This window comes from Nocardioides sp. YR527, from assembly GCF_900101045.1.
GTDB lineage: Bacteria > Actinomycetota > Actinomycetes > Propionibacteriales > Nocardioidaceae > Nocardioides.
In genome coordinates this window covers 20,000-44,883 of the sequence record NZ_FNFN01000016.1, presented here as the reverse complement: position 1 = coordinate 44,883, position 24,884 = coordinate 20,000, and the positions used below count along the sequence as shown (strand labels likewise).

Here is a 24,884-nt window from a genome sequence, read left to right as displayed (position 1 = left end):
TGCTTCTCCACCGCCTTGGCCGAACCAGCATGGACGGCCTCGTCAAGACGACGCTCCAGCTCGGCCAGCTTCCCGGCAGTCGTGTGCAGATCGATCTCAGCGCCCGGGGAATCGGGTGCGGTGGTGGGCTCGGCGCTCAACGGGACTCCTTGTGAACTTCAGTGTCAATGAGTGAGACTAAGTGTCATGGGGCATGATGTCCAGGGAACGTTCCAAAAGGAGAGTGATGGCAGCAGCGCGTGACGAGATCTCGGACGCGGCATTCCGCCTGTTCGGGATCCAGGGGTACGCAGCCACCTCGGTCGATGACATCGCCTCCGAAGCAGGCGTCAGCCGCAGCACCTTCTTCCGCTCCTTCGGGTCCAAGGAAGCGGTGATATTCCCCGACCACGACGAGCTCCTCGGTCGGATCGAGGAGCGACTGCGTTCCTCGCCATCGAACGCCGGCCTGGCCGCCGTCACCGACGCGGTCAAGATCGTGCTGTTCCACTACGTCGCGGAGGGCGAGCGTGCGCGGGAGCGCTACGGGCTCACCTCCACCGTGTCGGCGCTCCGTGAGCGCGAGCTGGTGAGTGGGGCCCGCTACCAGCGCCTCTTCCGTCGATACCTGAGTCACTGGGCCGACGCCTCGCCGGAGGCGGAGCTCCGTGCCGAGATGACGGCAGCGGCGGTCGTCGCGGCACACAACCGCGTGCTTCGCCGGTGGCTTCGACGCGAGTGCACGGACCCTCAGCGGGAGATCGAGCAGGCACTGGCCGCGGTCCATCGCACTTTCGCCGACGAGAGCGAGGCATCGATCGGGATGCTCGTCGTCCCCGCCGGTGTTCCCGCCTCTGCCGTGGAGAAGGCAGTCAAGCGAGCGCTGGAAGGCATCGCTGTCCGAAACCTCGATCACTGAGGTCGAGACGGCACCCCGGTGCCCTCGTCGTCCCGGTGACGGGGCGTCTCCGAGACGCCCGGAGTCCCGGCGGTCGCCTCGCCCTCGATCGAGATGTGGGGGAGGACCTTGTCGAGCCATCCGGGCAGCCACCAGGCAGCACGCCCGAAGATCACCAGCGCTGCCGGTGCAAGGGTGACCACGAGCATGCCCGCGAGCAGCACCGCGACGGAGAGGCCGACGCCGAACTGCTTGATCGTCGGGTCGGGGTCGAGGATGAAGCTGGCGAACACCGACGCCATGATGAGGGCCGCGGCTGTGGTGATCCGGGCGCTGGAGACCAGCCCTGAGTGGACCGCCTGCCGGGGTTCGTCGCCCTCGTGGACGTGCTGCTGGACGTGGCTGACGAGGAACACCTCGTAGTCCATCGAGAGTCCGAACAGGCCCGCGAACATCATCAGAGGTACGTAGCTGGCGATCGGCACCGTCGATGACGCCGTGTCGATGCCGAGCAGGTCGATGCCCCAGCCCCACTGGAACGCGGCGGTCAGGACGCCGAACGCGGCGGCGGCCGAGAGTAGGTTGGTCACCGCCGCCTGCAGCGGGATCAGCAGCGAACGGAACGCGACCATCAGCAGCAGGTAGCCGAGCAGGATGACGGTTCCGATGACGAGCAGCAGCCTCGCTGAGATGAGGGAGGCCAGGTCGACGTAGGAGGCCGTGTAGCCACCGACGTACGACTTCATGCCAGTGCCCAGGGTCTTCTCCGGCAGCACGGTGTCGCGGACGTGCTCGACGAGATCGGCGGTGTCGTCGGAGGCTGGGGCGGTGGTCGGCACGGCGGAGAGGAGGACGACATCGCCCTTCTTGTTGATCTGCGGCGGGGTGAGGGCCGCGACCCCGTCGGCGTCCGAGAGGCCCGTCTGCAGGCTCACCACGCGAAGATCCGTGCCGCGTGCGTCGCCGCCCGCCGCCGTCATCATCTGGGTGAGCTCGTCCTGCAGTTGCTCGGCCTCCTTCTGCTCCTGCTCGGCCTGCTGCTGCTCGGCCTTGAGATCGGCGGCCTTCTTCTGGAGCTCTGCCGCCTGCTGCTCCAACGCGTCCCCCTGCTGGCGTAGCGCGGCGGCCTGGGCCTGCAGCTCGTCGCCCTGAGCCTGCAGCTCGTCACCTTGGGCCTGCAGTGAAGCTGCCTGGCGCTCCAGCTCGGCCTTCTGCCGGGTGAGCGCGTCGGCCTGCCGCTGCAGTGCGTCGGCCTGTTGCTGGAGGCGCTGTGCCTGCGCCTGCAGTCGGCGGGCCTGCCGGGCGAGGCCGCGTGCCTCCTTCTCCAGCGGCGCGAGCTTCTTCTGGACGGCGGCCTGCTGGGCCTCCACCTCGTCGAGGCGAGCCTGCAACCGTTCCACCCGGGCCTCGTCGCCGTCCCGCTCGGCGCGGGCGATGCGACGTTCCAGGATGCGCTCGTGGGCGCGGAGGCGTACGAGCTCCCGGACGAGCGGCCGGGCCTGCATCGCCAGCCGTCTCGCCTCGCGTCGCAGCTGCTCCCGGCGGGCCTCGAGGTGTGCCTGCTCGGCCTCGAGCCTCCGCTGCTCGGCGCGGAGCCGGTCGGCCTGCCGCTCGAGGTCCGCCTGCTGCCCGCGCAGTGCGTCGGCCTGCTGCTCGAGGGCGGCCTGCTGCGCCTGCAGCTGCGCGCCCTGTTGTTCCAAGGACGCCTGCTCGGCTTCGAGCTGCGCCTGCTCGTCCTCGAGCTGCGCCTGCTCGTCCTTGAGCTGTTGCTCCTGCTCGGGCAGCTCCTTCTGCTTCTTCTCGAGGTCGGACTTGAGCGACATCGCCTTGTTGTACTTCTGGGTGTATTCGTCGCTCGGGGCCGCGGGCGGGTCGAGGGACGAGGCGACCTGCAGCGGACCGTTGTAGCCGACACCCAGGCCCGCGCTGATCAGGTCGTACGCCTGCCGCTCGGTCGTCTCCTTCGAGGTGGCGCCGACGTCCTCCTGGCCGAGCTCGAGGCTGAGCACCGGGATGATGAGCGGCACCAGCGCCGCGAGCGAGACGCAGGCGACCACCCACGGGTGGCGGTGGACGACTCCGGCCCACGTCGCCCACAGGCCCTTGCCGCGCCGACGTCCCGGACGCATGAACGCCGGCAGCGAGGCCCAGCTGATCCGGTGGCCCAACAATCCCAGGAACGCAGGCAGCAGGGTGATCGCCACCAGGACGGCGGCGACCACGGCCATGGCCGAGGCGTACCCGAGCGCGGAGACCAGCGGGATGCCGGCCACGCCCAGTGCGAGGAGGGCCACCACGACGGTGCAGCCGGCGAAGACGATGGCGCTGCCGGACGTCGCCACCGCGCGCGCGATCGACTCGCGGACCGGCATCCCGTCACGCATCTGGTCCTGGTGGCGGGTGATCAGGAAGAGCGCGTAGTCGATGCCCACGCCGAGGCCGATCATGGTGGCCAGGGTCGGCCCGGCGGTCGGGATCGAGAGGAGGTGGCCGACCAGGCCGACGGTGGCCAGGGCGACGCCGAGCCCGACGACTGCGGTGATGATCGGCAGCCCCATCGCCACCAGGCTCCCGAGCACGAGGCTGAGGATGATCATCGCTGCGATGATCCCGACGACCTCGCTGGTCCTGGACTCGTCGGTCGACAGCGTCGAGCCGATCGAGCCGCCGGCCGCGGTGGTGATGCCTGCGTCCTGTGCGGGCTGGGTGGCGTCCAGGACGTTGCCGGCGATCTCCTCCGTCAGGTCGCCGGACCCGACGTCCATCAGCACCGGCGCGAAGGCCGTTCGGCCGTCCTTCGACAGCAGGCCGGCGGTCTGTCCGTCGCTGCTCAACGGGTTGGTGACGGTATGGACGTGCGGCTGCTTGCCGATCTCCTTCACCGAGTCGTCGACGGCCTGCTTGTTGGCGGAGTCGGTCAGCTTCCCCTTGCTCACGTGGAAGACGATCGGGTTCACGCCGTTCTGCTGGGGCGGGAACCGGTCGGTGAGCAGGTCCTTCGCCTCCTGGCTGCCGGTGTTGGGCAGCGCGAGGTCGTTGCTGGTCTTGGCGCCGAGTGTCGAGACGGCCACGACCACGGTGACGAGCACCAGGACCCAGGCGCCGATGACGACCAGGCTGTGCCGGGCACAGAAGCCCCCGAGTCGACCGAGGAGGCCTCCCACGACGCTGCTCCCTCCTGCGGCCTCGTCGGATGAGCCGCTTGGGCGCGTGTGCTGCCCAAGGACCGTAGCGGGATCTCGGGAGAGGTGAGGAGGTCGATATCCGGGTTCCCCGGAATCGGGGACCAAGTGTGAAGCGGACGGGCTGGCCTGTAAGCCGGGTTCTGTAGTCGGCGACCATCCATCTCGGGCCATCGTTGCCGATGGCCTCTAGCAACCTACCCGCGCACTCGGGCGGACCGCCCTCAAACGTACGCTGTCTGGTCTTGCTCCGGGTGGGGTTTACCTAGCTCCTCGTGTCACCACGAGGACTGGTGGGCTCTTACCCCACCGTTTCACCCTTACCGCTACCTGGAGGGTAGCGGCGGTCTGTTCTCTGTGGCACTGTCCCGCGGGTCACCCCGGGTGGCCGTTAGCCACCACCCTGTCCTGTGGAGCCCGGACTTTCCTCGACGTATCTCTACGACGCGATCGCCCGGCCAGCCCGTCCGCACAAAAGTCTAGTGCGAGCCGGGCTCGATGTGGGCATCCGGGCCGGGGAAGACGAGCGACTCGTGGTCGCTGTCGCTCCAGCGTACGAGGTAGGGCGGGCTGCCGTCGGGGTGGCTGACCTCGATGATCTCGGCCTCTCGCGTGTGGTCGCCGACGTGAGGACCCATGACGACGAGGTGGTCACCTACTGATGCGTGCATGCGCGTTCACCTCCTAACCGTCACCATGGTGCTCCCATGACGGGCGCATAGGGAATACCATGTGGGGGTATCATGTTCGGAGGGTGTGATGACGGAGAACGAAGAGTTCGAGTACGTAGCCCCGGCTGTCGTCTTCCCGGGCCAGGCCTCGCACGAGGCGGCCTACCGGACGGCCCACGACCTGCTCTCGCGGCGCTTCCCGGTGGAGGCGCTGGAGATCCTGGAGCCGGCGCTTGCCGACGACCCCGACAACATCGGTCTGCGGAGCATGCGGGCGTGGGCCTACATGCTGCGGGCCCAGCTCGCGAAGGCCGAGGCCGAGCTGCGCTGGCTCGTCGACCGCGACCCCAGCGACGCCTGGAGCCAGCACTCGCTGGGTCGCGTCCTGGAGCGCCAGGACCGGCTCGAGGACGCGCTCGGCCCGCTGCGCCTGGCGGCCGTGATGAGCGACGACTACGACCATCACGCAGCCGTCTACCGCGTACGCAACCGGCTCGCGCAGCGCGAGGGGTGACCCGCGTGGCGCGTCGCCCGCGGCGGTGGCAGGGTGGGGGCATGGAACCTGACACCACGACCCTCACCGCCGAGCAGGTCGCCCAGGAGCAGCTCGACGGCTGGACGTTCGACACCAGCGGCGAGGCCGACAGCATCGTCGCCCGCGTGGAGACCGGTGACTTCATCACCGGTCTCGCGCTGGTCAACGCGATCGGGGCGAAGGCCGAGGAGGCCAACCACCATCCCGACATCGACCTGCGCTACCCGTACGTCGAGATCCGGCTCACCAGCCACGACGCCGGTGGCGTCACCAGCCGTGACATCGCGCTGGCGAAGGTGATCAACGGGCTCGCTGCGGAGAGCACGCTCTGAGCCAGGCTAGGCGAGCCGGGTCATCTCGACGGTGACCTCGACGGCCGGCTCCTCGGGGCCCGAGTAGATCCCGCCCAGCGGCTTGACGTCGGTGTGGTCACGGCCCGTGGCCACACCGACGTACGCGTCGCCGGGCTCGGTGCCGGTCATCGGATCGACCCCGTGCCAGCCGTTGTCCCACCACTCCACCCAGGAGTGCGCGCCGCCGGGGTAGACGTAGCCGGAGACGTAGCGCGCCGGGATCCCGACCGTACGCAGCGCGCCGAGCAGCTGGTGGGCGGCATCGATAGCCGGGTAGCCGGTGGCCCTGGATTCGATAGCGATCTCCTGCGCGATCGCTGACGCGGCCTCGCCTGGAAACCCGGCGTCGGCTGCAATCGACTTGGCGACTCCCGCAAGTGGCTCAGAGGGCGTCACAAGCTCGGGCAGGCCAAGGAACTCGACGTACCTATCGGTGACCTCAGGCTGACCGGCCTCCTCCCAGGTGAGCACCGGAGCCGCGCCGGGCTTCCGGTCGACCCGGACGGTGCTGGTCGCGGAGACCTTCAGTGCCCGATGCGCCTCGAGCACCTCGATCGCGGTGACCTCGTTGCCGAAGTAGTCCTTGTACTCATAGGTCCACGGCTTGGGCGAGACGTCGATCCGGTGGTGGACCACGATCTGGTCGGGCGTGGTCAGGGGTGTCAGCCGCGCCTGGTTGTAGGAGGCGACCGCCGGCCCGTCGTACGCGAACGTCGTGGTGTGCACGATGCGGAACTGCATGCTCATCTCGATCAGACTCCTCAGACCGGCTGCCAGGCCAGCGCCTCGGCACCGGCGAAGTAGCGCTTGGTGACCGCCTCGGTGGCCTCGGCGCAGGTGACCTGGAGCCGCTCCATCTCGGCGGGCAGGTCGGCCAGCAGATCGTGGAGCGAGCGATACTCCAGGGATGCCCGCATCCGGCCGATCAGCCGGTGGGCCTCGTCGGTGAAGCCGGCGCGGCGGGTCGTCCCCTCCAGGGTGTCCAGCGCCCCCTCGGCACGCTGCAGCGCGTGCACCACCGAGCGCGGGAAGATCCGGTCCAGGAGCAGGAACTCGGCAGCCGCCTGCTCGGTCTCGACCCCCTTGTTGACCCGCAGGAACGCGTCGTACGCCCCGCAGGCGCGCAGCGTCGAGTTCCACTGCGACGCGCCGCCGGCGCTCGTCAAGGAGGTGGTCGCGACCAGCCGCGAGGTCATGTCGGCGCGCTCGACGTAGCGCCCGAGCATCAGGAACTGCCAGGACTCATCACGCATCATCGTGGCGTCGGCGGTGCCGTTGATCTGAGCCACCCGGTCGCGCACCCAGCCGAAGATGAACGGAGCCCGCATGTGCTTGAACTGGCCGGCCGGGATCGCCCGGTAGGTGGTGTTGAGCGCCTCCCACAACGGCACCGAGAGCGTCTCCCGCGCCCCGCGGGCCGACTCCCTGGCCGCGCCGAGCGCATAGGCCATCGAGGTCGGCTGGGTGGTGTCGTAGGCGAGCATGTCGAGCATCTGCGGCAGCCCGACCTTCTCCTCCGCGGAGAGCTCGATGCCCATCACCGCGAGCAGCGAGCGGCAGGCGGTCTCCTCGTCGGTGGCGGCGTCCTCGAGGATGTGCTGGGTCTGTACGTCGAGGATGCGCGCGGTGTCCTCGGCACGCTCCACATAGCGCCCGATCCAGAACATCGACTCGGCGATGCGACTCAGCATCACGCAACCCCCTGCGTTTGAGACTGACCCTGACCCCGACCGGACGGCCGGGACGACGTCGGTCCGGCGAGCACCCAGGTGTCCTTCGAGCCGCCGCCACGGGAGCTGTTCACGATCAGCTCGCCCTCTGCGAGCGCCACCCGAGTCAGGCCACCGGGAAGAACCCAGACCTTGTCGCCATCATTGACCGCGAACGGCCTCAGGTCCACATGCCGCGCCCCGAGATCTCCATCGATGAAGGTCGGGACCGTGGACAGCTGCACCACCGGCTGCGCGATCCAGGAGCGGGGATCCTCCAGGATCTTGCCGCGCAGCACCTCCAGCTCGCGCGCGGAGGCCGCCGGCCCGATGACGATCCCCTTGCCGCCGGAGCCGTCGACGGGCTTGAGCACGAGCTCGTCGAGCCGGTCGAGGACCTCCTCGCGCGAGGACGCATCGCCCATCCGCCAGGTGTCGACGTTGCGGATCACCGGGTCCTCACCCAGGTAGTAGCGGATGATGTCGGGCATGTAGGTGTAGACGAGCTTGTCGTCGGCGACGCCGTTGCCGACCGCGTTGGCCAGGGTCACGTTGCCCATCCGGGCGGCGTCGATCAGCCCCACGCAGCCGAGCATCGAGTCGGGCCGGAAGTGGACCGGGTCGAGGAACTCGTCGTCGATGCGCCGGTAGATCACGTGCACCGGGGCGAGCCCCTTGGTCGTACGCATCAGCACCTGCCCGTTGCGACAGACCAGGTCGCGCCCCTCGACGAGCTCGACCCCCATCGTCCGGGCCAGCAGCGCGTGCTCGAAGTAGGCGCCGTTGTAGACGCCCGGGGTCAGCACGACCACGGTCGGGTCGGCGACACCGGCTGGAGCGGCCGCGCGCAGCGCCGCAAGGAGCTTCTGCGGATAGTTGGCCACCGGCCGGATCCGGTGCTCCGCGATCGTCTCCGGGAGCGCGGCCGAGATCGCGCGACGGTTGGTCATGACGTACGAGACGCCCGACGGGACCCGCACGTTGTCCTCCAGGACGCGGAACTCCCCGGCGTTGTCACGGACCAGGTCGATGCCCGAGACCTGGACGCGTACGCCGTTGGGCGGGTGCACCCCGGCGGCGGCGCGGTGGTAGTGGCTGGAGGTGGTGATCACCTCGCGTGGGATCACCCCGTCATCGAACACCTTGCCCTCGTCGTAGACGTCGGCGAGGAACAGCTCCAGGGCCCTGACCCGCTGCTGGACCCCTTTGTCGATCGTCGCCCAGGTGTCCCGCTCGATGACTCGCGGCACGATGTCGAGCGGGAAGGCCCGCTCCTCCCCGCCGATGTCGAAGGTGACGCCCTGGTCGAGGTAGCTGGCCTGCATCGCCTCGACCCGGCTGATCAGCTCGGCAGCGCTGAGCCTGCGCAGGGACTCGCCGAGCCGTTGGTACGGAGGCCGGAGCTCGCTGCCGACGAACATCTCGTCGAAGGCCGGATCCCGAGTCTCGTAGGCGTCGAACATCTGGCTCATGAAGGCAACCTACTGAAATCCTTGTAACAGCGCTGTTGCCCACGCGAACATCTCGCACAACGGTAGGTTGGAAGCATGAGCGACGAGCACGCGGGCGAGTTCTACTACTGCCTCAAGCACAAGACCGTCGAGCCGTACCAGGGTTGCAAGGCCAAGGACCGTCTCGGTCCCTACGCCTCCCACGCCGAGGCCTCCCGAGCGCTCGATCACGTTCAGGAGAACAACGAGCGCTGGGACAAGGAAGACAAGGCCTGGGAAGGCGACGCGGGCAACGAGGACCGCTGATCCTCAGCGCGGGGTCACCCGGAGCAGCACATCCTCACCGCCGTTGTCGGTGGTGACCAGCAGGTCGCCGTCCGCGGCCAGCGAGACCGTACGCAGCCGCCCGTAGTCGCGCATGACCTCGGGTGAGCTGTCGTCGGTGAGCTTCCCGGACTCGTCGAAGGAGAGGATCCGCAGCTCCTGATCCTTGAGCACGGCGACCGCGAGCGCCCCGCCGTAGGCGCCCCACCGCTCCTGGACCGGGATGAAGGTGCCACCACCGGTCGCGACGGTCGGGTTGCCGGAGTCCCAGGCCGCCTCGATCTGCTTTCCGGGCAGGTTCTGGTCGGTCATCGGCACCGACTCGTCGTAGCCGGGGCCGGGGTTCCAGCCGTAGTCGCCACCGAGGGTGATCTCGTTGACCTCGTCGTCGCGGTCGGAGCCGTGCTCGATCGACCAGATGGTGCTGTCGGCGCGCTGTGCCAGCCCCTGCACGTTGCGGTGGCCGAAGCTGGTGATGAATCGGCGCGGCCCCTCGTCGCCGGCCCACGGGTTGCCCGGCCAGGGCTCGCCGGTCTCCGGGTCGAGCCGGAGCGTCTTGCCGCCCAGGGAGTCGAGGCTGCGCGGGTTCTCCTCGTTGGCGGCGTCCCCGGTGCCGACCCAGAGCGCCCCGTCGGCAGTGATCAGCAGCCGGCAGCCACCGTGTCTTCCTGACGAGGTCGGGAAACCGTCGATCAGGGTCCGCTCCTGGGTGGCCCGGGTCAGTCCGGCGTCGAGGGTCCAGGAGATGACGCGTACGTCCTGGCCGTCGTTCCACCCCTGACAGGTGTAGATGCGCCGGTTCTCGGCGAAGTCCGGGTCGATCTCGAGCCCCATCAGCCCGGTCTCACCGGAGACCCAGATGTCGTTGTCCTCGAGCGGGATCTCGCGCCGCTCGCCGCCCTCGACCAGCGACAGGACCGCCCGGTCGCGCTCGGTGAGCAGGAACCGGTCCTCGCCGATGTCGGCGACGTCCCAGGGGTGGTCGAGCTCGTCGTTGACCACCTCGACATCGAGCTCCGGGACCCGATCGGAGGTCGGCAGCACGGCCGGGGGAGCCGACGAGGAGGCGCTTGCGGGGGCGCTCGGCGAGCCCGACGGGTTCAGCGGCGGGGGAGTGGATGCGGGAGAGGAGTCTCCCGCGCATGCGGCGGTCGAGAGCCCGAGAGCGATCACGGAGGCGAGTGCGATGGCAGCGCGCATGGTGTCGACGGTACTGGCCCGGTGGGCTCTAGGGTGTGCGGTTGTGACGAACGTGATCAGGGCGATGCGCGAACACCCCTCCGCGGTGCTGCTGCTCGGACAGGTGGTGGCGATCCTGGCCTACCCCTTCCTCGACGGCTCGACCGCCGGCCGCGCCGTACTGGGCGTGCTGCAGCTGCTGCTCCTGCTGGCAGCGGTCGCGGCCGTACGCATGACTCCGGCCTTCTCCTGGGCGGCCATCATCTTCGGTGGACCGGCGACGATCTTCGCGGTGTGGGAGTCCGTCGCGCCGAACGAGGGCTGGGTCGTGCTGACCTCGGCCTTCTTCCACGTCCCGTTCTACCTGTTCGTCTCCTACGCGATGATCCGCTATCTCTTCCACGATGACGTGGTGACCCGCGACGAGCTCTTCGCGACCGGTGCCGCGTTCACCGTCGTCGCCTGGGCCTTCGCCTACCTGTACGCGGCGATCCAGGTGATCTGGCCCGGCTCGTTCGGCGACCATCGGCAGTGGTTCGACCTGCTCTACCTCTCGTTCACGACGCTGACCTCGGTCGGCCTCTCCGACATCGTGCCCGTGCTCCCGCACGCCCGCTCGGTGGTGATGATCGAGCAGATCGCGGGGGTCTTCTACGTCGCCATGGTGGTCGCCCGCCTGGTCGGGCTCGCCGCCGCCAGGGCGCGACGCGTGTAGCCGGGCGAGTCCGCGAAGTGGTCGACCCGAGCCGGCGGACGGCCCGGATCGACCACTTCTGTGTCGCAGATCCTCAGAAGGTGTGCTCGGGGCCGGGGAAGGTCGAGCCCTTGACGTCTGAGATGTAGGCCTCGGCACCCTCGGACAGGACCGACTTCACGTCGGCGTACTGCTTCACGAAGCGGGCCATCTTGCCGCTGCGCATGCCGAAGGCGTCCTGCCAGACCAGCACCTGGCCGTCGCAGTCGGGGCCGGCGCCGATCCCGATGGTGGGGATGTCCAGCTCCTTGGTGATCTGCGCGGCGACATCGCCGGGGACCATCTCCATGACCACCGCGAACGAGCCGGCCTCCTGGACGGCCTTGGCGTCGTCGATGATCCGGTCGGAGTTGTCGCCGCGGCCCTGGACGCGGTAGCCGCCGAGCACGTGCTCGGACTGCGGGGTGAAGCCGATGTGGGCGATGACCGGGATGCCGCCCTCGGTCAGCTTCTTGATCACCGGGGCCATCTCGGCGCCGCCCTCGAGCTTCACGCAGTGGGCGCCGGCCTCCTTCATGAACCGCACCGCGGTCAGGTAGCCCTGCTCCGGCGAGGCCTGGTAGGAGCCGAAGGGCAGGTCGCCGACGACCATCGCCCGCTTCACGCTGCGCGAGACCGCGCGGGTCAGCGGCAGCAGCTCGTCCACGGTCACCGGAAGCGACGTCTCGTTGCCGAGGACGTTGTTGGAGGCGGAGTCACCGACGAGCAGCAGGTCGACGCCGGCCTCGTCGAAGATCTGGGCGGAGTACATGTCGTAGGAGGTCAGCATCGTGATCTTCTCGCCACGCTGCTTCATCTCGCGAAGATGATGCGTCCGCACCTTCTTCACGGGCTTCGCGGGCGCATTGCCCGCGGCGCCGGAACCGTACGGTGCGGTCTCCTCAGCAGAGGGGTTCGTGCTCATCATCGAGCCTTTCTGGGTTCATCTCGCAGCTCCCTGATGGAGTCCACGGACTACCTCCAGCGTAGGCCGAGTTCACACCGGGCGCGCTGTGGCGGTGGTCACAGCCGGTCGAACGGGGCGGCATAGCGGAACGAACCCCGAAGACCCGGTTCGTACGCGGCCAGCGGCCGTGCCTGGAAGTAGTCGCCCCAGGCGGGTTCGGGCGCCTCGATCCCGAGCGAGGAGGCGGGCACGAAGCCGAAGCGCCCGTAGTAGTCCGGCGAGCCGAGGAGGACGACGACCGGCTCGCCCATGGCGTCGGCGGCGCCGAGGACGGCGTGCATCAGCGCCGAGCCGACGCCGTCGCGCTGGCGTGCGGGGGAGACGCTGACCGGGCCGAGACCGAGCGCGGGCCGACCGGCGAGCTCGCCGCGGGTGGCCACGACATGGCCCACGATCTCGCCGTGCGCCTCGGCGACCAGCGAGAGCTCCGGGATCCAGCCCGGATCCTCGCGCAGCCACCCCACCAGCGTCGCCTCCCCGGGCACCCCGTCGGGCTCGATCGGCGGCGCGGAGTGCTCCGCGCCGGAGAAGGCGGCGGCGGTGACCGCACGGATGTCGGCCACGTCCTCGAGACGTTCACGTCGGATCAGCACATGTCCACGCTAAACGGAGCGACAGCCCCGACGCTCCTGGTTATCGTCGCGTCCATGCGGGTGCGACAGGCGACGGCGGAGGACCTCGACGCGGTGATCCACGTCGGCGTGACGACCTGGCGGGCGACATACCCGCCGATCACCGGCGAGGCGTACGTCGAGGAGGGCATCGCCAAGTGGTGGATCCCGGACGCGGTGCTCCCCGGGATCGGGGCCGGCACCGTCCTCGTCGCCGAGGTCGAGGACCGGGTCGTCGCGATGGCCTCCTACTCGGTCTTCGAGGACCACCTGATGCTCTGGAAGCTGTACGTCCTGCCCGACTCCCAGGGCTCCGGCGCCGGCAGCGCGCTGCTGAGCGAGGTGATCGCCCGCGCCGGCGACCTGCCCGTGCGCCTCACCCACCTCGTCGGCAACGACCGCGCCCACGCCGTCTACGAGAAGCTCGGCTTCGTGGAGTCCGCCACGGTTCCCAGCCCCATCGACGACGGTCCGGAGGAGATCGTGATGGAGCGCTCGGCCGGCTGACCTGGAAGACCACTTTCGAAGATTATCCGCGAAAGTCGTTCAGGAACGGTTGAAAGTCGGCGACTGTCGACACTAGCATCCGGCGTGACGCGCATCACATCTCATTCGGCGTCCCGACGTTCGGAGTCTCGATGTCTCGCTTCCCCTCCACACGCCGCACGCGGACCCGGCTCGCCGTCGGGTCGGCTGTCCTCGGGATCACCGCCCTGTGCCTGGGCGGTCCGATCGGAGCCGCCGCCGCGACTCGTGCCGAGACACCCTCGACGGCCGCGACCTGTCCGGCGCCCGATGCCCGCACGAGCGTGGTCTTCCTCGATCTCGACACCGGCGTCGCCAACAGCACCCTGCGCTCCGGCTGCACCATCAACGACGTCATCGACGACGAGCGGACATGGCGGACCCACGGGGCCTTCGTGACGCACGTCCGCGGCGTCACCGCCGATCTGGTCGCCACCGGTGAGGTGACGCGAGCCGAGGCCAGCCGGCTGCGGTCCGCCGCAGCCCGATCGCAGGTGGGCAAGGTCGAGGGCTATGACGTGCTCTTCGACGGCTCGGCCGACTCCTTCGGTGACTGGGCGTACGCCGGAGACGGTGGGTTCGACCTGGTGCCGGACGGCACCATCCGCAGCCGTGCCGGCGCGGGTGGCGGGTTCGGAACCCTGTGGTACCCGGAACGGGAGTACGGCGACTTCTCGCTGCGACTGCAGTTCCGCGACGACGCGCCCGGTGCGGCCCGTGGAAACAGCGGCGTCCAGGTGCGCTTCCCCGAGCTGTGGGGTCCGGTCGAGGGATGCCCCACCACGTTCAACGGCAGCGAGACCGGCAACCTGTCCTGGATCGCGGTCAACTGCGGCCATGAGATCCAGGTCAACGACTCGCCGGAGGGCGGCAGCAACGACCCCCGCAAGACCGGGTCGATCTACGGCTTCGCCGACCTCACCCTGGCCCAGGCGCGGCCGACCCCGAAGGGCACCTGGAACGACCTCGAGATCCGCGTCGTCGGGCAGCAGTACACCGTGATCCGCAACGGTGTCGTGATCAACGAGTTCGAGAACCTGCCCGGGCTGCCGTTCCCCGGTCGTCCCAACGACCCCGATTCCAGCAGCCGAGGGCTGACCGGTCACGTCGGGGTCCAGGCGCACGGCAGCACCCCAGACGTGGTCTCCTACCGGAACATCCGCATCCGCGACCTGTCCTGAGGTCGTACGCGGTCGGTGGCGGGATCGGGATGCCGGCCAGCACCTAGACTCCGGGTGTGGACTTCTACTCCGCCTACTCCCATGGCTTCGCGCGGGTCGCGGCGTGCACCATCCCGATCTCCGTCGCCGACCCGGCGGCCAACGCGCGCGAGGTGATCGCGCAGGCCCGAGAGTGCTCCGACGAGGGAGTCGCGGTCGCGGTCTTCCCTGAGCTGTGCCTCTCGGGCTACTCGATCGACGACCTCGTCCTGCAGCGGACCCTCCTCGACGCCGTGCACGCCGCGATCAGCGCGATCGTGGTGGCCTCCGAGGAACTGCTCTCGGTGATCGTCGTCGGCGCCCCGCTGCGCCACGGCGACCGGGTGCTCAACACGGCGGTCGTGATCCACGGCGGCGAGGTGCTCGGCGTGGTGCCCAAGACCTACCTGCCGACCTACCGCGAGTTCTACGAGAAGCGGTGGTACGGCACGGGCGACGGCGCCGACGGCACCATCATGCTCGGCGGCGAGGAGGTGCCGCTCAGCAACGAGCTGCTCTTCCGGTGCACCGACGTCAAGGATCTCGTCTTCCACGTCGAGGTCTGCGAGGACATGTGGGTCCCGGTGCCGCCGAGCGCGAAGGCGGCGCTGGCCGGCGCGACCGTGCTGCTCAACCTCTCCGCCAGCCCGATCACGGTGGGCCGCTCCGACGCGCGCCGCCTCCTGGTCCAATCGGCCTCCGCCCGGTGCCTGGCGGCGTACGTCTACACCGCCGCCGGCCAGGGCGAGTCGACCACCGACCTGTCCTGGGACGGTCAGACGATGGCGTACGAGCTCGGCGAACTGCTGGGGGAGACCGAGCGGTTCCCCGACGGGCCGCGGCGCACGGTGGTCGACGTCGACCTGGAGCGGATCCGCGCCGAGCGGATCCGGCAGGGCACCTTCGACGACAACCGCCGGGCCGAGGCGACCTTCCATGCCGAGATCGAGTTCGAGCTGGCGCCGCCGCTGACCGGCGACGGGCTGCGGCGCAAGGTGGACCGGTTCCCGTTCGTCCCCGACGACCCCGACAAGCTCGCGCTGGAGTGCTACGAGGCCTACAACATCCAGGTCTCCGGGCTCGAGAAGCGGCTCCAGTCGATCGGCCCGGACACGAAGATCGTCGTCGGCGTCTCCGGCGGGCTCGACTCCACCCATGCGCTGATCGTCGCCGCCAAGGCGATGGAGCGCCTGGGGCGGCCGGCGAGCGACATCCTGGCGTTCACGATGCCCGGCTTCGCGACCTCCGAGGACACCAGGTCCAACGCGATCCAGCTGATGGAGGCGCTCGGGACGACCTACGAGACGCTCGACATCCGCCCCACCGCCACCCAGATGCTCAAGGAGATCGGCCACCCGGCCGGCGACGGCGAGCCGGTCTACGACGTCACCTTCGAGAACGTCCAGGCGGGGCTGCGTACGGACTTCCTCTTCCGCATCGCCAACCAGCGCGGCGGCATCGTCCTCGGCACCGGCGACCTCTCCGAGCTCGCGCTCGGCTGGGCCACCTACGGCGTCGGCGACCAGATGTCGCACTACAACGTGAACGCGGGCGTGCCGAAGACCCTGATCCAGCACCTGATCCGCTGGGTGATCACCACCGAGCAGTTCGACGGCACCGCCGACGATGTCCTCCAGGAGATCCTCGACCAGGAGATCTCGCCCGAGCTCGTGCCGGGGGAGGAGCTGCAGTCGACGGAGCAGAAGATCGGCCCGTACGCACTGCAGGACTTCACCCTCTTCCACACCGTCCGCAACGGGTTCTCGCCCTCGAAGATCGCCTTCCTGGCCTGGAACGCCTGGCACGACGTCGAGGCCGGCGAGTGGCCCCCGGGGTTCCCCGAGGACAAGCGGGCGGCGTACGAGATGAAGGAGATCCGCGCCTGGCTCGAGGTGTTCGTGAAGCGCTTCTTCGCCAACCAGTTCAAGCGCTCGGCGCTGCCCAACGGGCCGAAGGTCCACAACGGCGGCACCATGTCGCCCCGCGGCGACTGGCGGATGCCCTCGGACGCCTCCCCGGCCGCCTGGCTCGCGGAGATCGAGGCCCGGGTTCCGGTGGAGTAGTTGACCCTCACACGGTGTCAGGCGATGGGCTGATGGCGTCATGTTGAGTATCGGAGACTTCGCTCGCTTCGCCGGGGTGTCGGTGCGCATGCTGAGGCACTACGACTCCCTCGGCCTGCTCTCGCCTTCCCGTGTCGACCCGCACAGCGGCTACCGGTTCTACGAGCCGGCGCTGCTGGCTCGGGCCGACGCACTGGTCGCGTTCCGGTCGCTGGGGTTCTCGCTCGAGGAGGTCGGTGACCTGCTCGACGAGGGCCGTACGCCGGGCGAGCTCGCTGCGCTGCTTCATCGGCGCCGCGACGAGCTGCGCGTTCAGATCGAGGCCGACGGCCGGCGCCTCGGCGAGGTGGAGCGACGTCTTCGACTGTTGGAAGGAGATGCCATGTCCACCCTCACCTACACCGAGAAGCCGCTCGCGGCCCTCAGTCTCACCCAGCTCACCGACCACGTCGACGACGTCGACGAGGTCGGCCGCCGCGTCGGCCCCCTCTTCGGGCGTGTCTACGACGCGTTCGCGGCTGCCGGGATCGAACCGTCCGGGCCGGCGATCGGCTGGTACGACGCCCTCGGCGACGGGATGTCGTTCGGTGCCGGAGCCGAGCTCGGCGGCAGGGCCGTCGACGGCCTCGAGCTCGGCACCGTCCCGGCACACGACCGCGCGGTCACCGCGATCTACCGCGGCCCGATGACGGGGATCAGCGAGGCCTGGCAGGAGCTGTCCCGCCACGTCTCCGACGCCGGGCTCGAGTTCGCCGGACCCTGCCGCGAGATCTACCTCGAGATGCCCGAGGACCAGGATGCCTGGGTCACGGAGCTGCAGCAGCCGGTGAGGTAGCGGGTCCCTGATGCCGGGGCGTGGGGTCCGGGGTCGCGGTAGCGTCCTGATCATGTCGTCCAAGAGCCTGGTCTGGTCCGTCGTACACGCCGAGCGTCAGGCGCTGATCCGAGACCTCGAGACCCTCGCCCCGGCACAGTGGGCGACGCCGTCGCTGTGCGTGGGGTGGACCGTCCACGACGTGCTCGCCCACATGGTCGACGTCTCGACGACGACCCGGCTGGGGTTCGTACGCCGCATGATCGCCGCGCGCGGCGACTTCGACCGGGACAACCAAACGGGTGTCGACCGGGAGCGCGCCGAGGATCCGGCCGAGACCTTGGCGGCGTACCGCCAGGTCGCCGGTCTGACCGCCACTCCGCCGGCCCCGCTCGCCACCCGCCTGGTCGAGGAGTTCGCCCATGGTGAGGACATCCGGCGTCCGCTGGGACTGCGGCGCGACTACCCGGTCGAGCATGTCGTCACGGCGCTGGGCTACCTGGCCAAGACCTCGCTGAAGTGGGGCGGTGGCAAGGAGCGAGCCCAGCGCGTACGCCTTGTGGCCACCGATGCCGACACGGTGATCGGAAGCGGGCCGGAGGTCCGGGGCACCGCGATCACGATCGTGCTCGCGCTGTCCGGGCGGCAGGTGGGGCCGGACGAACTCACCGGGCCGGGCGCGACCGCGATGGTCGCCGGCTGAACCTCCTCGCTTCATTCGTATCAAGTGAATCAAATACCTTCATCACGTGAGAATGAAGGTATGATCTTCATATGACGTCAGTGGCGACCGTGATCGGCGACCTCGTGGGCTCGCGCACCAAGTCCGACCGCGCGAAGGTCCACGAGGCGTTCGCCGACGCGATCGAGGGGATCAACCGGGAGTGGCAGCCGGTCACGCCGCTGCGGATCACGGTCGGGGATGAGTACCAGGGAGCCTTCGAGACCGTCGGCGCCGCGATCCGGGCCACGTTCCGGCTGCGGATCGCGCTCGACCCCGTGGTCGGCGTACGCCACGGCATCGGCTGGGGCGAGACCCGGGTGCTCCGCGACGACCCCCGGGTCGAGGACGGGCCGGGGTGGTGGTCCGCTCGGGCGGCGATCGAGACCGCCGAGAACGCCGAGAACAAGGCGGCCTCTCGCAGCGTACGGACCTGGTATCAGCCCGCCGAAGACGCGGGCGGGCCGGACCCGGCCGCGATCAACGCCGCGATCATCTCCCGCGACGAGCTCTTTTCTCGCCTGGATCGGTCCTCGGTGTCGGTGCTTTCTGGCATGCTCTCCGCCATGTCTCAGAAGGCCATCGCCGCCGAGCTCGACATCACCCCCTCCGCGGTATCCCAGCGCGTCCGCCGCGACGGCATCGCCGTGATCGTGCGCTCCGACGAGCTTCTGGGGGAGGTCCGATGAGCGAGCGTCGGCGAGCAGGCGAGGCGGCGGCATGAGCTGGATAGCGCTGCTCCTGATCGGGATCGGGACGGTCGACTTCGCCCACTCGCTCCTCGACCCGCTCAAGCGGATCCGCTGGGTTCCCGAGGCGATCGGGGCGGTCGCGGTGATCGCCTTCGGCCTGCTCTCGGCTCTCTTCGGAGGTGACCTGGCGGCGGTGATCGTGATCGCCGGGATCACGGTGCTGTGGGGCTTCCTGGCCCACCCGCCCGAGGGCTCCGACGCGAACCCCCGGCCGGGGATTCCGCTGGCCCTGCTCGGCGGGACGATCTTCGTCGGGATCCTGCTGGCCCCGGTGGCAGGTGAGGTCGGTGGACCGGTCGCTGCCTGGGCGGAGCAGGCGCCCTGGGTCTGGGTCGAGTCGGCGCGCCCCGAGGCCGTGCTGCTCGTCTTCGGCGGCCTGCTGGTCCAGGTCTCGACCGGCAACGTCGTGGTGCAGCTCGTCCTCGACGTCGCCAAGGTGGCCAACCCGCTCGACGGTGTCGACGGCAACAACCTCAAGGGTGGCCGGCTCCTGGGCCCGCTCGAGCGGCTGACGATCTTCGGGCTCGGTCTCACCGGCAACCTCGCCGCCGCCGGCCTGGTGGTCGCGGCCAAGGGCTTGATCCGCTGGCCGGAGCTGCAGTCGTTCCGTGGGAACGACGGGCCGAGCATCAACGACGTGACCGAATACTTCCTGGTCGGCAGCTTCGTCTCCTGGATGACCTCGCTGGTGACCCTTGCCCTGGTCATCACCTAGCCCGAGGCTAGATTGCGGTGTCATGACTGTGGGTAAGGCTCTTGGACTCCTGGTGGCTGCGGTGCTCCTCCTTGCCGGAGGAGCGCTGGCGCTGACCGGCATGGGCTATCTCGGCGGAGGCGGCACGAGCACCGCGTGGTCGGTCCTCGGAGCGGCGCTGGCGGGGTTCGGGGTCGCCCTGGTGATCTCGATCTTCAAGGGTCCCAGAGGCTGAGCCCGGCCACGGCGTGGCGCGGAGGTCTCAGCCGTAACGTCGGACCGTTAGTGTTCACGCATGGGCAAGCAACAGGACTTCGTGCTCCGGGCACTCGAAGAGCGGGACGTACGTTTCGTGCGGCTGTGGTTCACCGACGTGCTCGGCTATCTGAAGTCGGTCGCGGTGGCTCCGGCCGAGCTCGAGAGCGCCTTCGCGGAGGGCATCGGTTTCGACGGCAGCGCGATCGAGGGGTTCGCCCGGGTGACCGAGGCCGACATGCTCGCCCTGCCGGACCCGAGCACGTTCCAGATCCTGCCGTGGCGTGCAGACGGCCCGTCCACCGGCCGGATGTTCTGCGACATCGTGATGCCCGACGGCTCGCCGTCCTACGCCGACCCGCGCTACGTGCTCAAGCGCACCCTGTCCAACGCCGCGGAGAAGGGCTTCACCTTCTACACGCACCCGGAGATCGAGTTCTACCTCTTCAAGGACAACCCGAGGGACGGCAGCGAGCCGACCCCGGTCGACTCCAGCGGCTACTTCGACCACACCGCCCAGTCGATGGGTGCCGACTTCCGGCGTGAGGCGATCACGATGCTGGAGGCGATGGGGATCTCGGTGGAATACAGCCACCACGAGGGCGGTCCGGGCCAGAACGAGATCGACCTGCGCTACGCCGACGCGCTGAGCACCGCCGACAACATCATGACCTTCCGTACAGTCATCCGCGAGGTGGCGCTGAGCCAGGGCATCTGGGCCAGCTTCATGCCCAAGCCGTTCACCGAGCACCCGGGCTCGGGCATGCACACCCACCTGAGCCTGTTCGAGGGCGACGCCAACGCGTTCTACGAGCCGGGCGCCGAATACCAGCTCTCCAAGACCGGGCGCAGCTTCATCGGCGGCGTACTCCGTCACGCCGGCGAGATCACCGCGGTGACCAACCAGTGGGTCAACTCCTACAAGCGCCTGATCGGCGGGGGAGAGGCGCCGGCCCACGTCGCCTGGGGTCACAACAACCGCTCGGCGCTGGTCCGGGTGCCGATGTACAAGCCGCTCAAGGGCCAGTCGACCCGCATCGAGGTCAGGTCCCTCGACGCCGCCTGCAACCCCTACCTGGCCTTCGCCGTGATCCTGGCCGCGGGCATGAAGGGCATCGAGGAGGGCTACGAGCTGCCGCGCGAGGCCGAGGACGACGTGTGGGCGCTGACCGAGCGCGAGCGCAAGAGCCTCGGCATCGATCCGCTGCCGGAGAACCTCGACGAGGCGATCGGGATGGCCGAGGACTCCGAGCTCCTCGCCGAGACCCTCGGCGAGCACGTCTTCGACTTCTTCCTGCGCAACAAGCGCGCCGAGTGGGCCGCCTACCGCGAGCAGGTGACCGCCTACGAGCGCTCCCGGATGCTGCCGGTCATCTGACCTCCGATAACTGGTTGTCAGGGAAACTCAAGCCCGATTCCACACTTCCGATCCGGTGCTGCCACACTGGATCGAACGGGAGAGTGGGAGTGATGTCGTGAGTCTTCCCCGAGTGCTTGTGATTCAGCACGAGGAGACAGTTCCGCCGGCGTTGTTCGGTCATTGGTTGGCTGAGGCGGGCATGTGCGTCGATGTCTGTCGGGCGTACGCCGAGCCGATCCCGCCGCTCTCGTCGCTGAACGCCTCCTACTCGGGGCTGCTCGTCATGGGCGGATCGATGGACGCCGACTCCGACGACGAGCACCCCTGGCTCCAGGTCACCCGCGAGCGGATCGCGCAGGCCGCCGAGGCCGGTATCCCCACGCTCGGGATCTGCCTGGGCCACCAGCTGGCCGCGATGGCCCTGGGCGGCAGCGTGGAGCGCAGCCCGTTCGGGCTGACCGTGGGCGTACGCCAGGTCACCTGGGAGCCCGAGGTGCTCTTCGACCCGCTGATGCGCCTGCTGGCGGGCGACGACCGTTCCATGCACTGGCACCGCGACGTCGTCGGGAAGCTTCCCGAGGGCACCGTCGAGCTGGCCCGCTCGATCGACGGGCAGGTCCAGGCGGCGCGGTTCGCCCCGACCGTGTGGGGCGTGCAGTTCCACCCCGAGGTCGACGCCGCCGCGGTCGCGGTCTGGGCCGAGGAGTCCGTCGAGGAGCTCGAGCAGATCGGACGCAGCGTCGAGGACGTGGTCGCGACGGCCACCTTCGCCGAGAAGGAGCTGATCAAGACCTGGCAGCCGCTGGCCTTCGGGTTCGCTCGCCTGGTTCGTGAACGCAGCGCCGCCGTCGCCCCGGGCGGCACCCGCGGAGGCGTCATCTCGACCCCTAGGCCCTGGAGCGCCTGAAAACGGGCCAGTGACACAATCGGGGCCATGACGTTGCCAGGCAAGGGCGAGCTGCTCCGGCTCGGCTTCAACGACCCGGACACGGCCCTGGCGGATCTGGCAGGTCTCGGCCCCTGCGCCCAGGAGCTGCTGGCGATCCTGGGCCAGGCGGCAGACCCCGACGCGGCGCTGGCCGGTCTGGTCATGCTCGCCGAGTCCCAGGGCGCCGGCTTCGTCGACGAGCTCGCCGGCGACGAGGGCACCGCGATGCGGCTGGTCTCGGTGCTCGGCGCCTCGCCCGCGCTCGGCGACCACCTGGCCCGCCATCCCGCTCACTGGCGTGAGCTGGCCGATCCGACCCTCGGCACCACCAGGCCCGCCGCGTACGTCTTCAGGGCCTCGCTGCTCGAGGCCGTCGGCGCGAAGCCGGGCGACGAGAGCCCGGTGGCCACGGTCCCTGACGCGGAGGCGGTCGACGCGCTCCGGGTGGAGTACCGCCGCTGGCTGCTCCGGCTGGCCGCCCGCGACCTGGCCCACCAGCTCCCGGTCGACGACGTCGCCGCCGAGCTCTCCGACCTGGCCTGCGCGACCCTCGACGCCGGGCTGGCGGTCGCCCGCGCGCGGGTGGGGGACGATGTCGACAAGGTCCGGCTGGCCGTCGTCGCGATGGGCAAGTGCGGTGGCCACGAGCTCAACTACGTCTCCGACGTGGACGTGATCTTCGTCCACGAGGCCGCCGACGGGGTCGGCGACGACGTCTCGCTGCGGGTCGCCACCCAGCTCGCCAGCAATCTGATCCAGGTCTGCTCGGCCCACACCGGCGAGGGCACGATCTGGCCGGTCGACGCCGCGCTGCGTCCCGAGGGCAAGGCGGGCGCGCTCTCGCGCACGATCGCCGGCCACGTCGGCTACTACGAGCGCTGGGCGAGCACCTGGGAGTTCCAGGCGCTGCTCAAGGCCCGGCCGGCCGCGGGCGACCTGGCTCTGGGCGAGGCTTATGTCGACGCCGTCAACCCGTTCGTGTGGAAGGCCGCCGATCGCGACGGCTTCGTCTCCGACACCCAGAAGATGCGGCGCCGGGTCATCGCCCACATCCCGTCCCGGGAGGCCGACCGCGAGCTCAAGCTCGGCGCCGGCGGCCTGCGCGACGTGGAGTTCGCGGTGCAGCTGCTGCAGCTGGTCCACGGCCGCACCGACACCGGGATCCGCCAGCCCACCACGCTCTCCGCGCTGGCGGCGCTGACCCGATCCGGCTACGTCGGGCGGGAGGACGGCGAGGCCATGCACGAGGCCTACGCGTTCCTGCGGCGGATGGAGCACCGGCTCCAGCTCCACCGGCTGCGGCGCACCCACGTCGTCCCCGACGACGAGGAGTCGCTGCGCTGGCTGGCGCGCTCGCTCGGCTACCTGCGCGACCCGGTGGTGCGGCTGGAGAAGGAGTGGGGCCACCAGCGGATCGAGGTACGCCGCCTCCACGAGAAGCTCTTCTACCGACCGCTCCTCGACGCGGTCGCCCGGATCCCGTCCGGTCAGGCACACCTCTCCGCGAAGGCCGCCGAGGAGCGGCTGACCGCGCTGGGTTACGCCGACCCCAAGGCCGCCCTGCGCCACCTGGAGGCGCTCACCACGGGCGTCTCCCGGCGCGCGGCCCTGCAGCGGGCGCTGCTGCCGGTGATGCTGCAGTGGCTCTCCGAGGGCTCCGATCCCGACGCCGGGCTCTTCGGGTTCCGCCGGATCTCCGACGCCCTCGGCGCCACGCCCTGGTATCTGCGCTCCCTGCGCGACGAGGGCCTGGTCGCGCAACACTTCGCCACGATCCTGTCCACCTCGCGCTACACCACCGCGCTGCTCGAGCGGGAGCCCGAGGCGCTGCGCCTCCTGGGTCACGATCTGGCGCCGCTGTCCGCCGAGGCGCTGACCGACGAGATGGTCGCCCGCGCCGCCCGCCGTCGCACCACCACCTCCGCCGAGGAGGCCGTACGCCATATCCGGGCGATCCGCCGTCGCGAGCTGTTCCGGATCTCGGCCGCCGAGCTCCTCGGCGAGGCCGGGATCGACACCATCGGTGCTGCTCTGTCGCGGCTGACCGACGCCACCTTGGAGGCCACGCTGCGCACCGTCGTGGCCGAGGAGGTCGCCCGCCGTGGGATCGACGGGCCTCCGACGCGGATCGCGATCATCGCGATGGGCCGCTACGGCGGGTTCGAGCTCTCCTACGCCTCCGACGCCGACGTGCTCTTCGTCCATCAGCCCGTCGAGGGTGCCGATCCGGGAGAGGCGACCCAGTTCGCGCTCAAGGTCATCGCCGACCTGCGCCGGCTGCTTGCTCTGCCGGGCGCCGACCCGCCACTGGAGATCGATGCCGACCTGCGCCCCGAAGGGCGTCAGGGCGCGCTGGTGCGGACACTGCCGGCGTACGCCTCCTACTACGCCAAGTGGTCGGGCATCTGGGAGTCGCAGGCGCTGCTGCGTGCCGACGCCGTCGTCGGCGACCAGCAGGTGCGCGATGCGTTCACCGAGATGATCGACCCGCTGCGCTACCCCGAGGGTGGGCTGAGCGAGGACGACGTCGTCGAGGTTCGCCGCATCAAGGGCCGTGTCGACCACGAGCGGCTGCCACGCGGCGCCGACCCGAACACCCATCTCAAGCTCGGCCGCGGCGGGCTCGCCGACATCGAGTGGACCGTCCAGCTCCTGCAGATGCGGCATGCGTACGCCGTTCCGGGGCTGCGCACGCCACGCACCGTCGAGGCACTGCAGGCCGCCCGCGACGCCTCGTTGATCGAGGACCACGACGCCGAGACGCTCATCGAGGCGTGGCGGATGGTCAGCCGGGTCCGTAACGCGGTCACGCTCGCGCGCGGCCGTCCGGCGGACTCGCTGCCCGCCGGGCCGGTGGAACAGCACGCCGTAGCGGCCATTCTCGGCTATCCGGCGGGCGCGACCGACGAGCTGGTCAACGACTACCTGCGGATGACCCGCCTCGCCCACGGTGTGGTCGAGCGCGTCTTCTGGGAGTGAGG

Annotated in this window: 24 protein-coding genes and 1 other RNA gene; 16 read left to right on the top strand and 9 right to left on the bottom strand. The window is 69.8% G+C overall.

Annotation, left to right across the window (positions count from 1 at the left end; translation table 11 throughout):
• Positions 1-226: 226 nt before the first annotated feature.
• The gene (locus tag BLT25_RS28970; protein ID WP_091053222.1) at positions 227-898 is read left to right on the top strand and encodes a TetR/AcrR family transcriptional regulator; all 672 of its coding nucleotides are present in this window, start codon (positions 227-229) and stop codon (positions 896-898) included.
• On the opposite strand, the gene BLT25_RS28965 is transcribed toward BLT25_RS28970, so the two are convergent.
• The 3 genes from BLT25_RS28965 to BLT25_RS28955 all read right to left on the bottom strand — a co-directional run bounded on the left by BLT25_RS28965 (position 892) and on the right by BLT25_RS28955 (position 4,730).
• Entirely contained in the window at positions 892-4,041 is a 3,150-nt protein-coding gene (locus BLT25_RS28965; protein ID WP_176884397.1) for an MMPL family transporter, read from the bottom strand. The genes BLT25_RS28970 and BLT25_RS28965 overlap by 7 nt on opposite strands.
• A gap of 134 nt (positions 4,042-4,175) precedes the next feature.
• An RNA gene (rnpB, locus tag BLT25_RS28960) (RNase P RNA component class A) lies at positions 4,176-4,525 on the bottom strand.
• Positions 4,526-4,538: 13 nt separating this feature from the next.
• Positions 4,539-4,730 (bottom strand): DUF1918 domain-containing protein, encoded by a 192-nt coding sequence (locus tag BLT25_RS28955; RefSeq protein ID WP_091053218.1) that lies wholly within the window; start codon positions 4,728-4,730, stop codon positions 4,539-4,541.
• An 88-nt stretch (positions 4,731-4,818) separates the two neighbouring features.
• Between BLT25_RS28955 and BLT25_RS28950 the strand changes: the two genes are divergently transcribed.
• Entirely contained in the window at positions 4,819-5,244 is a 426-nt protein-coding gene (locus BLT25_RS28950; protein WP_256328865.1) for a tetratricopeptide repeat protein, read from the top strand.
• Between the two features lie 41 nt (positions 5,245-5,285).
• The gene (locus tag BLT25_RS28945; RefSeq protein WP_091053215.1) at positions 5,286-5,597 is read left to right on the top strand and encodes a 4a-hydroxytetrahydrobiopterin dehydratase; all 312 of its coding nucleotides are present in this window, start codon (positions 5,286-5,288) and stop codon (positions 5,595-5,597) included.
• Between the two features lie 6 nt (positions 5,598-5,603).
• Here BLT25_RS28945 and BLT25_RS28940 read toward each other — a convergent pair whose 3' ends face one another.
• From BLT25_RS28940 to BLT25_RS28930, 3 genes are read right to left on the bottom strand one after another with little or no spacing between them, the layout of a single operon-like run.
• Positions 5,604-6,365, bottom strand: a complete 762-nt coding sequence (locus BLT25_RS28940) for a transglutaminase family protein (protein WP_091053213.1) — start codon at positions 6,363-6,365, stop codon at positions 5,604-5,606.
• 14 nt (positions 6,366-6,379) lie between these two features.
• Positions 6,380-7,309: an alpha-E domain-containing protein gene (locus BLT25_RS28935; RefSeq protein ID WP_091053211.1), complete on the bottom strand. Its 930-nt coding sequence runs from the start codon at positions 7,307-7,309 to the stop codon at positions 6,380-6,382.
• Complete coding sequence (locus BLT25_RS28930; RefSeq protein WP_091053210.1) at positions 7,309-8,799, bottom strand: circularly permuted type 2 ATP-grasp protein; 1,491 nt, start codon at positions 8,797-8,799, stop codon at positions 7,309-7,311. Before BLT25_RS28930 ends, BLT25_RS28935 begins: the two co-directional genes overlap by 1 nt.
• 75 nt (positions 8,800-8,874) lie before the next feature.
• Here BLT25_RS28930 and BLT25_RS28925 point away from each other — a divergent pair, with 75 nt between their 5' ends.
• Positions 8,875-9,084, top strand: a complete 210-nt coding sequence (locus BLT25_RS28925; RefSeq protein ID WP_091053208.1) for a hypothetical protein — start codon at positions 8,875-8,877, stop codon at positions 9,082-9,084.
• Between the two features lie 3 nt (positions 9,085-9,087).
• Here BLT25_RS28925 and BLT25_RS28920 read toward each other — a convergent pair whose 3' ends face one another.
• Complete coding sequence (locus tag BLT25_RS28920; protein ID WP_091053206.1) at positions 9,088-10,302, bottom strand: PQQ-dependent sugar dehydrogenase; 1,215 nt, start codon at positions 10,300-10,302, stop codon at positions 9,088-9,090.
• Between the two features lie 43 nt (positions 10,303-10,345).
• Between BLT25_RS28920 and BLT25_RS28915 the strand changes: the two genes are divergently transcribed.
• A complete protein-coding gene (locus BLT25_RS28915; RefSeq protein ID WP_091053205.1) occupies positions 10,346-10,996 on the top strand; it encodes a potassium channel family protein in 651 nt (216 codons plus the stop codon).
• A 73-nt stretch (positions 10,997-11,069) separates the two neighbouring features.
• Here BLT25_RS28915 and panB read toward each other — a convergent pair whose 3' ends face one another.
• Both panB and BLT25_RS28905 read right to left on the bottom strand, forming a co-directional pair.
• Positions 11,070-11,942 (bottom strand): 3-methyl-2-oxobutanoate hydroxymethyltransferase, encoded by an 873-nt coding sequence (gene panB / locus BLT25_RS28910; protein ID WP_091053203.1) that lies wholly within the window; start codon positions 11,940-11,942, stop codon positions 11,070-11,072.
• A 95-nt stretch (positions 11,943-12,037) separates the two neighbouring features.
• The gene (locus tag BLT25_RS28905; RefSeq protein ID WP_091053201.1) at positions 12,038-12,574 is read right to left on the bottom strand and encodes a GNAT family N-acetyltransferase; all 537 of its coding nucleotides are present in this window, start codon (positions 12,572-12,574) and stop codon (positions 12,038-12,040) included.
• Between the two features lie 54 nt (positions 12,575-12,628).
• Here BLT25_RS28905 and BLT25_RS28900 point away from each other — a divergent pair, with 54 nt between their 5' ends.
• The 11 genes from BLT25_RS28900 (at position 12,629) to BLT25_RS28855 (ending at position 24,882) form a co-directional block, all read left to right on the top strand.
• Positions 12,629-13,099, top strand: coding sequence for a GNAT family N-acetyltransferase (locus BLT25_RS28900; RefSeq protein WP_176884395.1), 471 nt, complete (start codon positions 12,629-12,631; stop codon positions 13,097-13,099).
• Positions 13,100-13,230: 131 nt separating this feature from the next.
• Positions 13,231-14,298 (top strand): 3-keto-disaccharide hydrolase, encoded by a 1,068-nt coding sequence (locus tag BLT25_RS28895; RefSeq protein WP_256328862.1) that lies wholly within the window; start codon positions 13,231-13,233, stop codon positions 14,296-14,298.
• A gap of 56 nt (positions 14,299-14,354) precedes the next feature.
• A complete protein-coding gene (locus BLT25_RS28890; RefSeq protein ID WP_091053197.1) occupies positions 14,355-16,379 on the top strand; it encodes an NAD(+) synthase in 2,025 nt (674 codons plus the stop codon).
• 40 nt (positions 16,380-16,419) lie between these two features.
• The gene (locus BLT25_RS28885) at positions 16,420-17,214 is read left to right on the top strand and encodes a MerR family transcriptional regulator (RefSeq protein WP_091053195.1); all 795 of its coding nucleotides are present in this window, start codon (positions 16,420-16,422) and stop codon (positions 17,212-17,214) included.
• 52 nt (positions 17,215-17,266) lie between these two features.
• Positions 17,267-17,896, top strand: coding sequence for a maleylpyruvate isomerase family mycothiol-dependent enzyme (locus BLT25_RS28880; RefSeq protein ID WP_218131521.1), 630 nt, complete (start codon positions 17,267-17,269; stop codon positions 17,894-17,896).
• A gap of 71 nt (positions 17,897-17,967) precedes the next feature.
• Positions 17,968-18,603, top strand: a complete 636-nt coding sequence (locus BLT25_RS28875) for a SatD family protein (protein ID WP_091053194.1) — start codon at positions 17,968-17,970, stop codon at positions 18,601-18,603.
• Between the two features lie 31 nt (positions 18,604-18,634).
• On the top strand, positions 18,635-19,381 hold the full coding sequence (locus BLT25_RS28870) for a hypothetical protein (protein ID WP_091053192.1): 747 nt from the start codon (positions 18,635-18,637) through the stop codon (positions 19,379-19,381).
• A 22-nt stretch (positions 19,382-19,403) separates the two neighbouring features.
• Positions 19,404-19,595, top strand: coding sequence for a hypothetical protein (locus BLT25_RS29640; protein ID WP_143033908.1), 192 nt, complete (start codon positions 19,404-19,406; stop codon positions 19,593-19,595).
• Positions 19,596-19,655: 60 nt separating this feature from the next.
• Entirely contained in the window at positions 19,656-20,993 is a 1,338-nt protein-coding gene (glnA, locus tag BLT25_RS28865; protein WP_091053190.1) for a type I glutamate--ammonia ligase, read from the top strand.
• 166 nt (positions 20,994-21,159) lie between these two features.
• Positions 21,160-21,882, top strand: a complete 723-nt coding sequence (locus tag BLT25_RS28860) for a type 1 glutamine amidotransferase (RefSeq protein ID WP_143033907.1) — start codon at positions 21,160-21,162, stop codon at positions 21,880-21,882.
• Positions 21,883-21,909: 27 nt separating this feature from the next.
• Positions 21,910-24,882: a bifunctional [glutamine synthetase] adenylyltransferase/[glutamine synthetase]-adenylyl-L-tyrosine phosphorylase gene (locus BLT25_RS28855; protein WP_091053187.1), complete on the top strand. Its 2,973-nt coding sequence runs from the start codon at positions 21,910-21,912 to the stop codon at positions 24,880-24,882.
• The last annotated feature ends 2 nt before the right edge of the window (positions 24,883-24,884 follow it).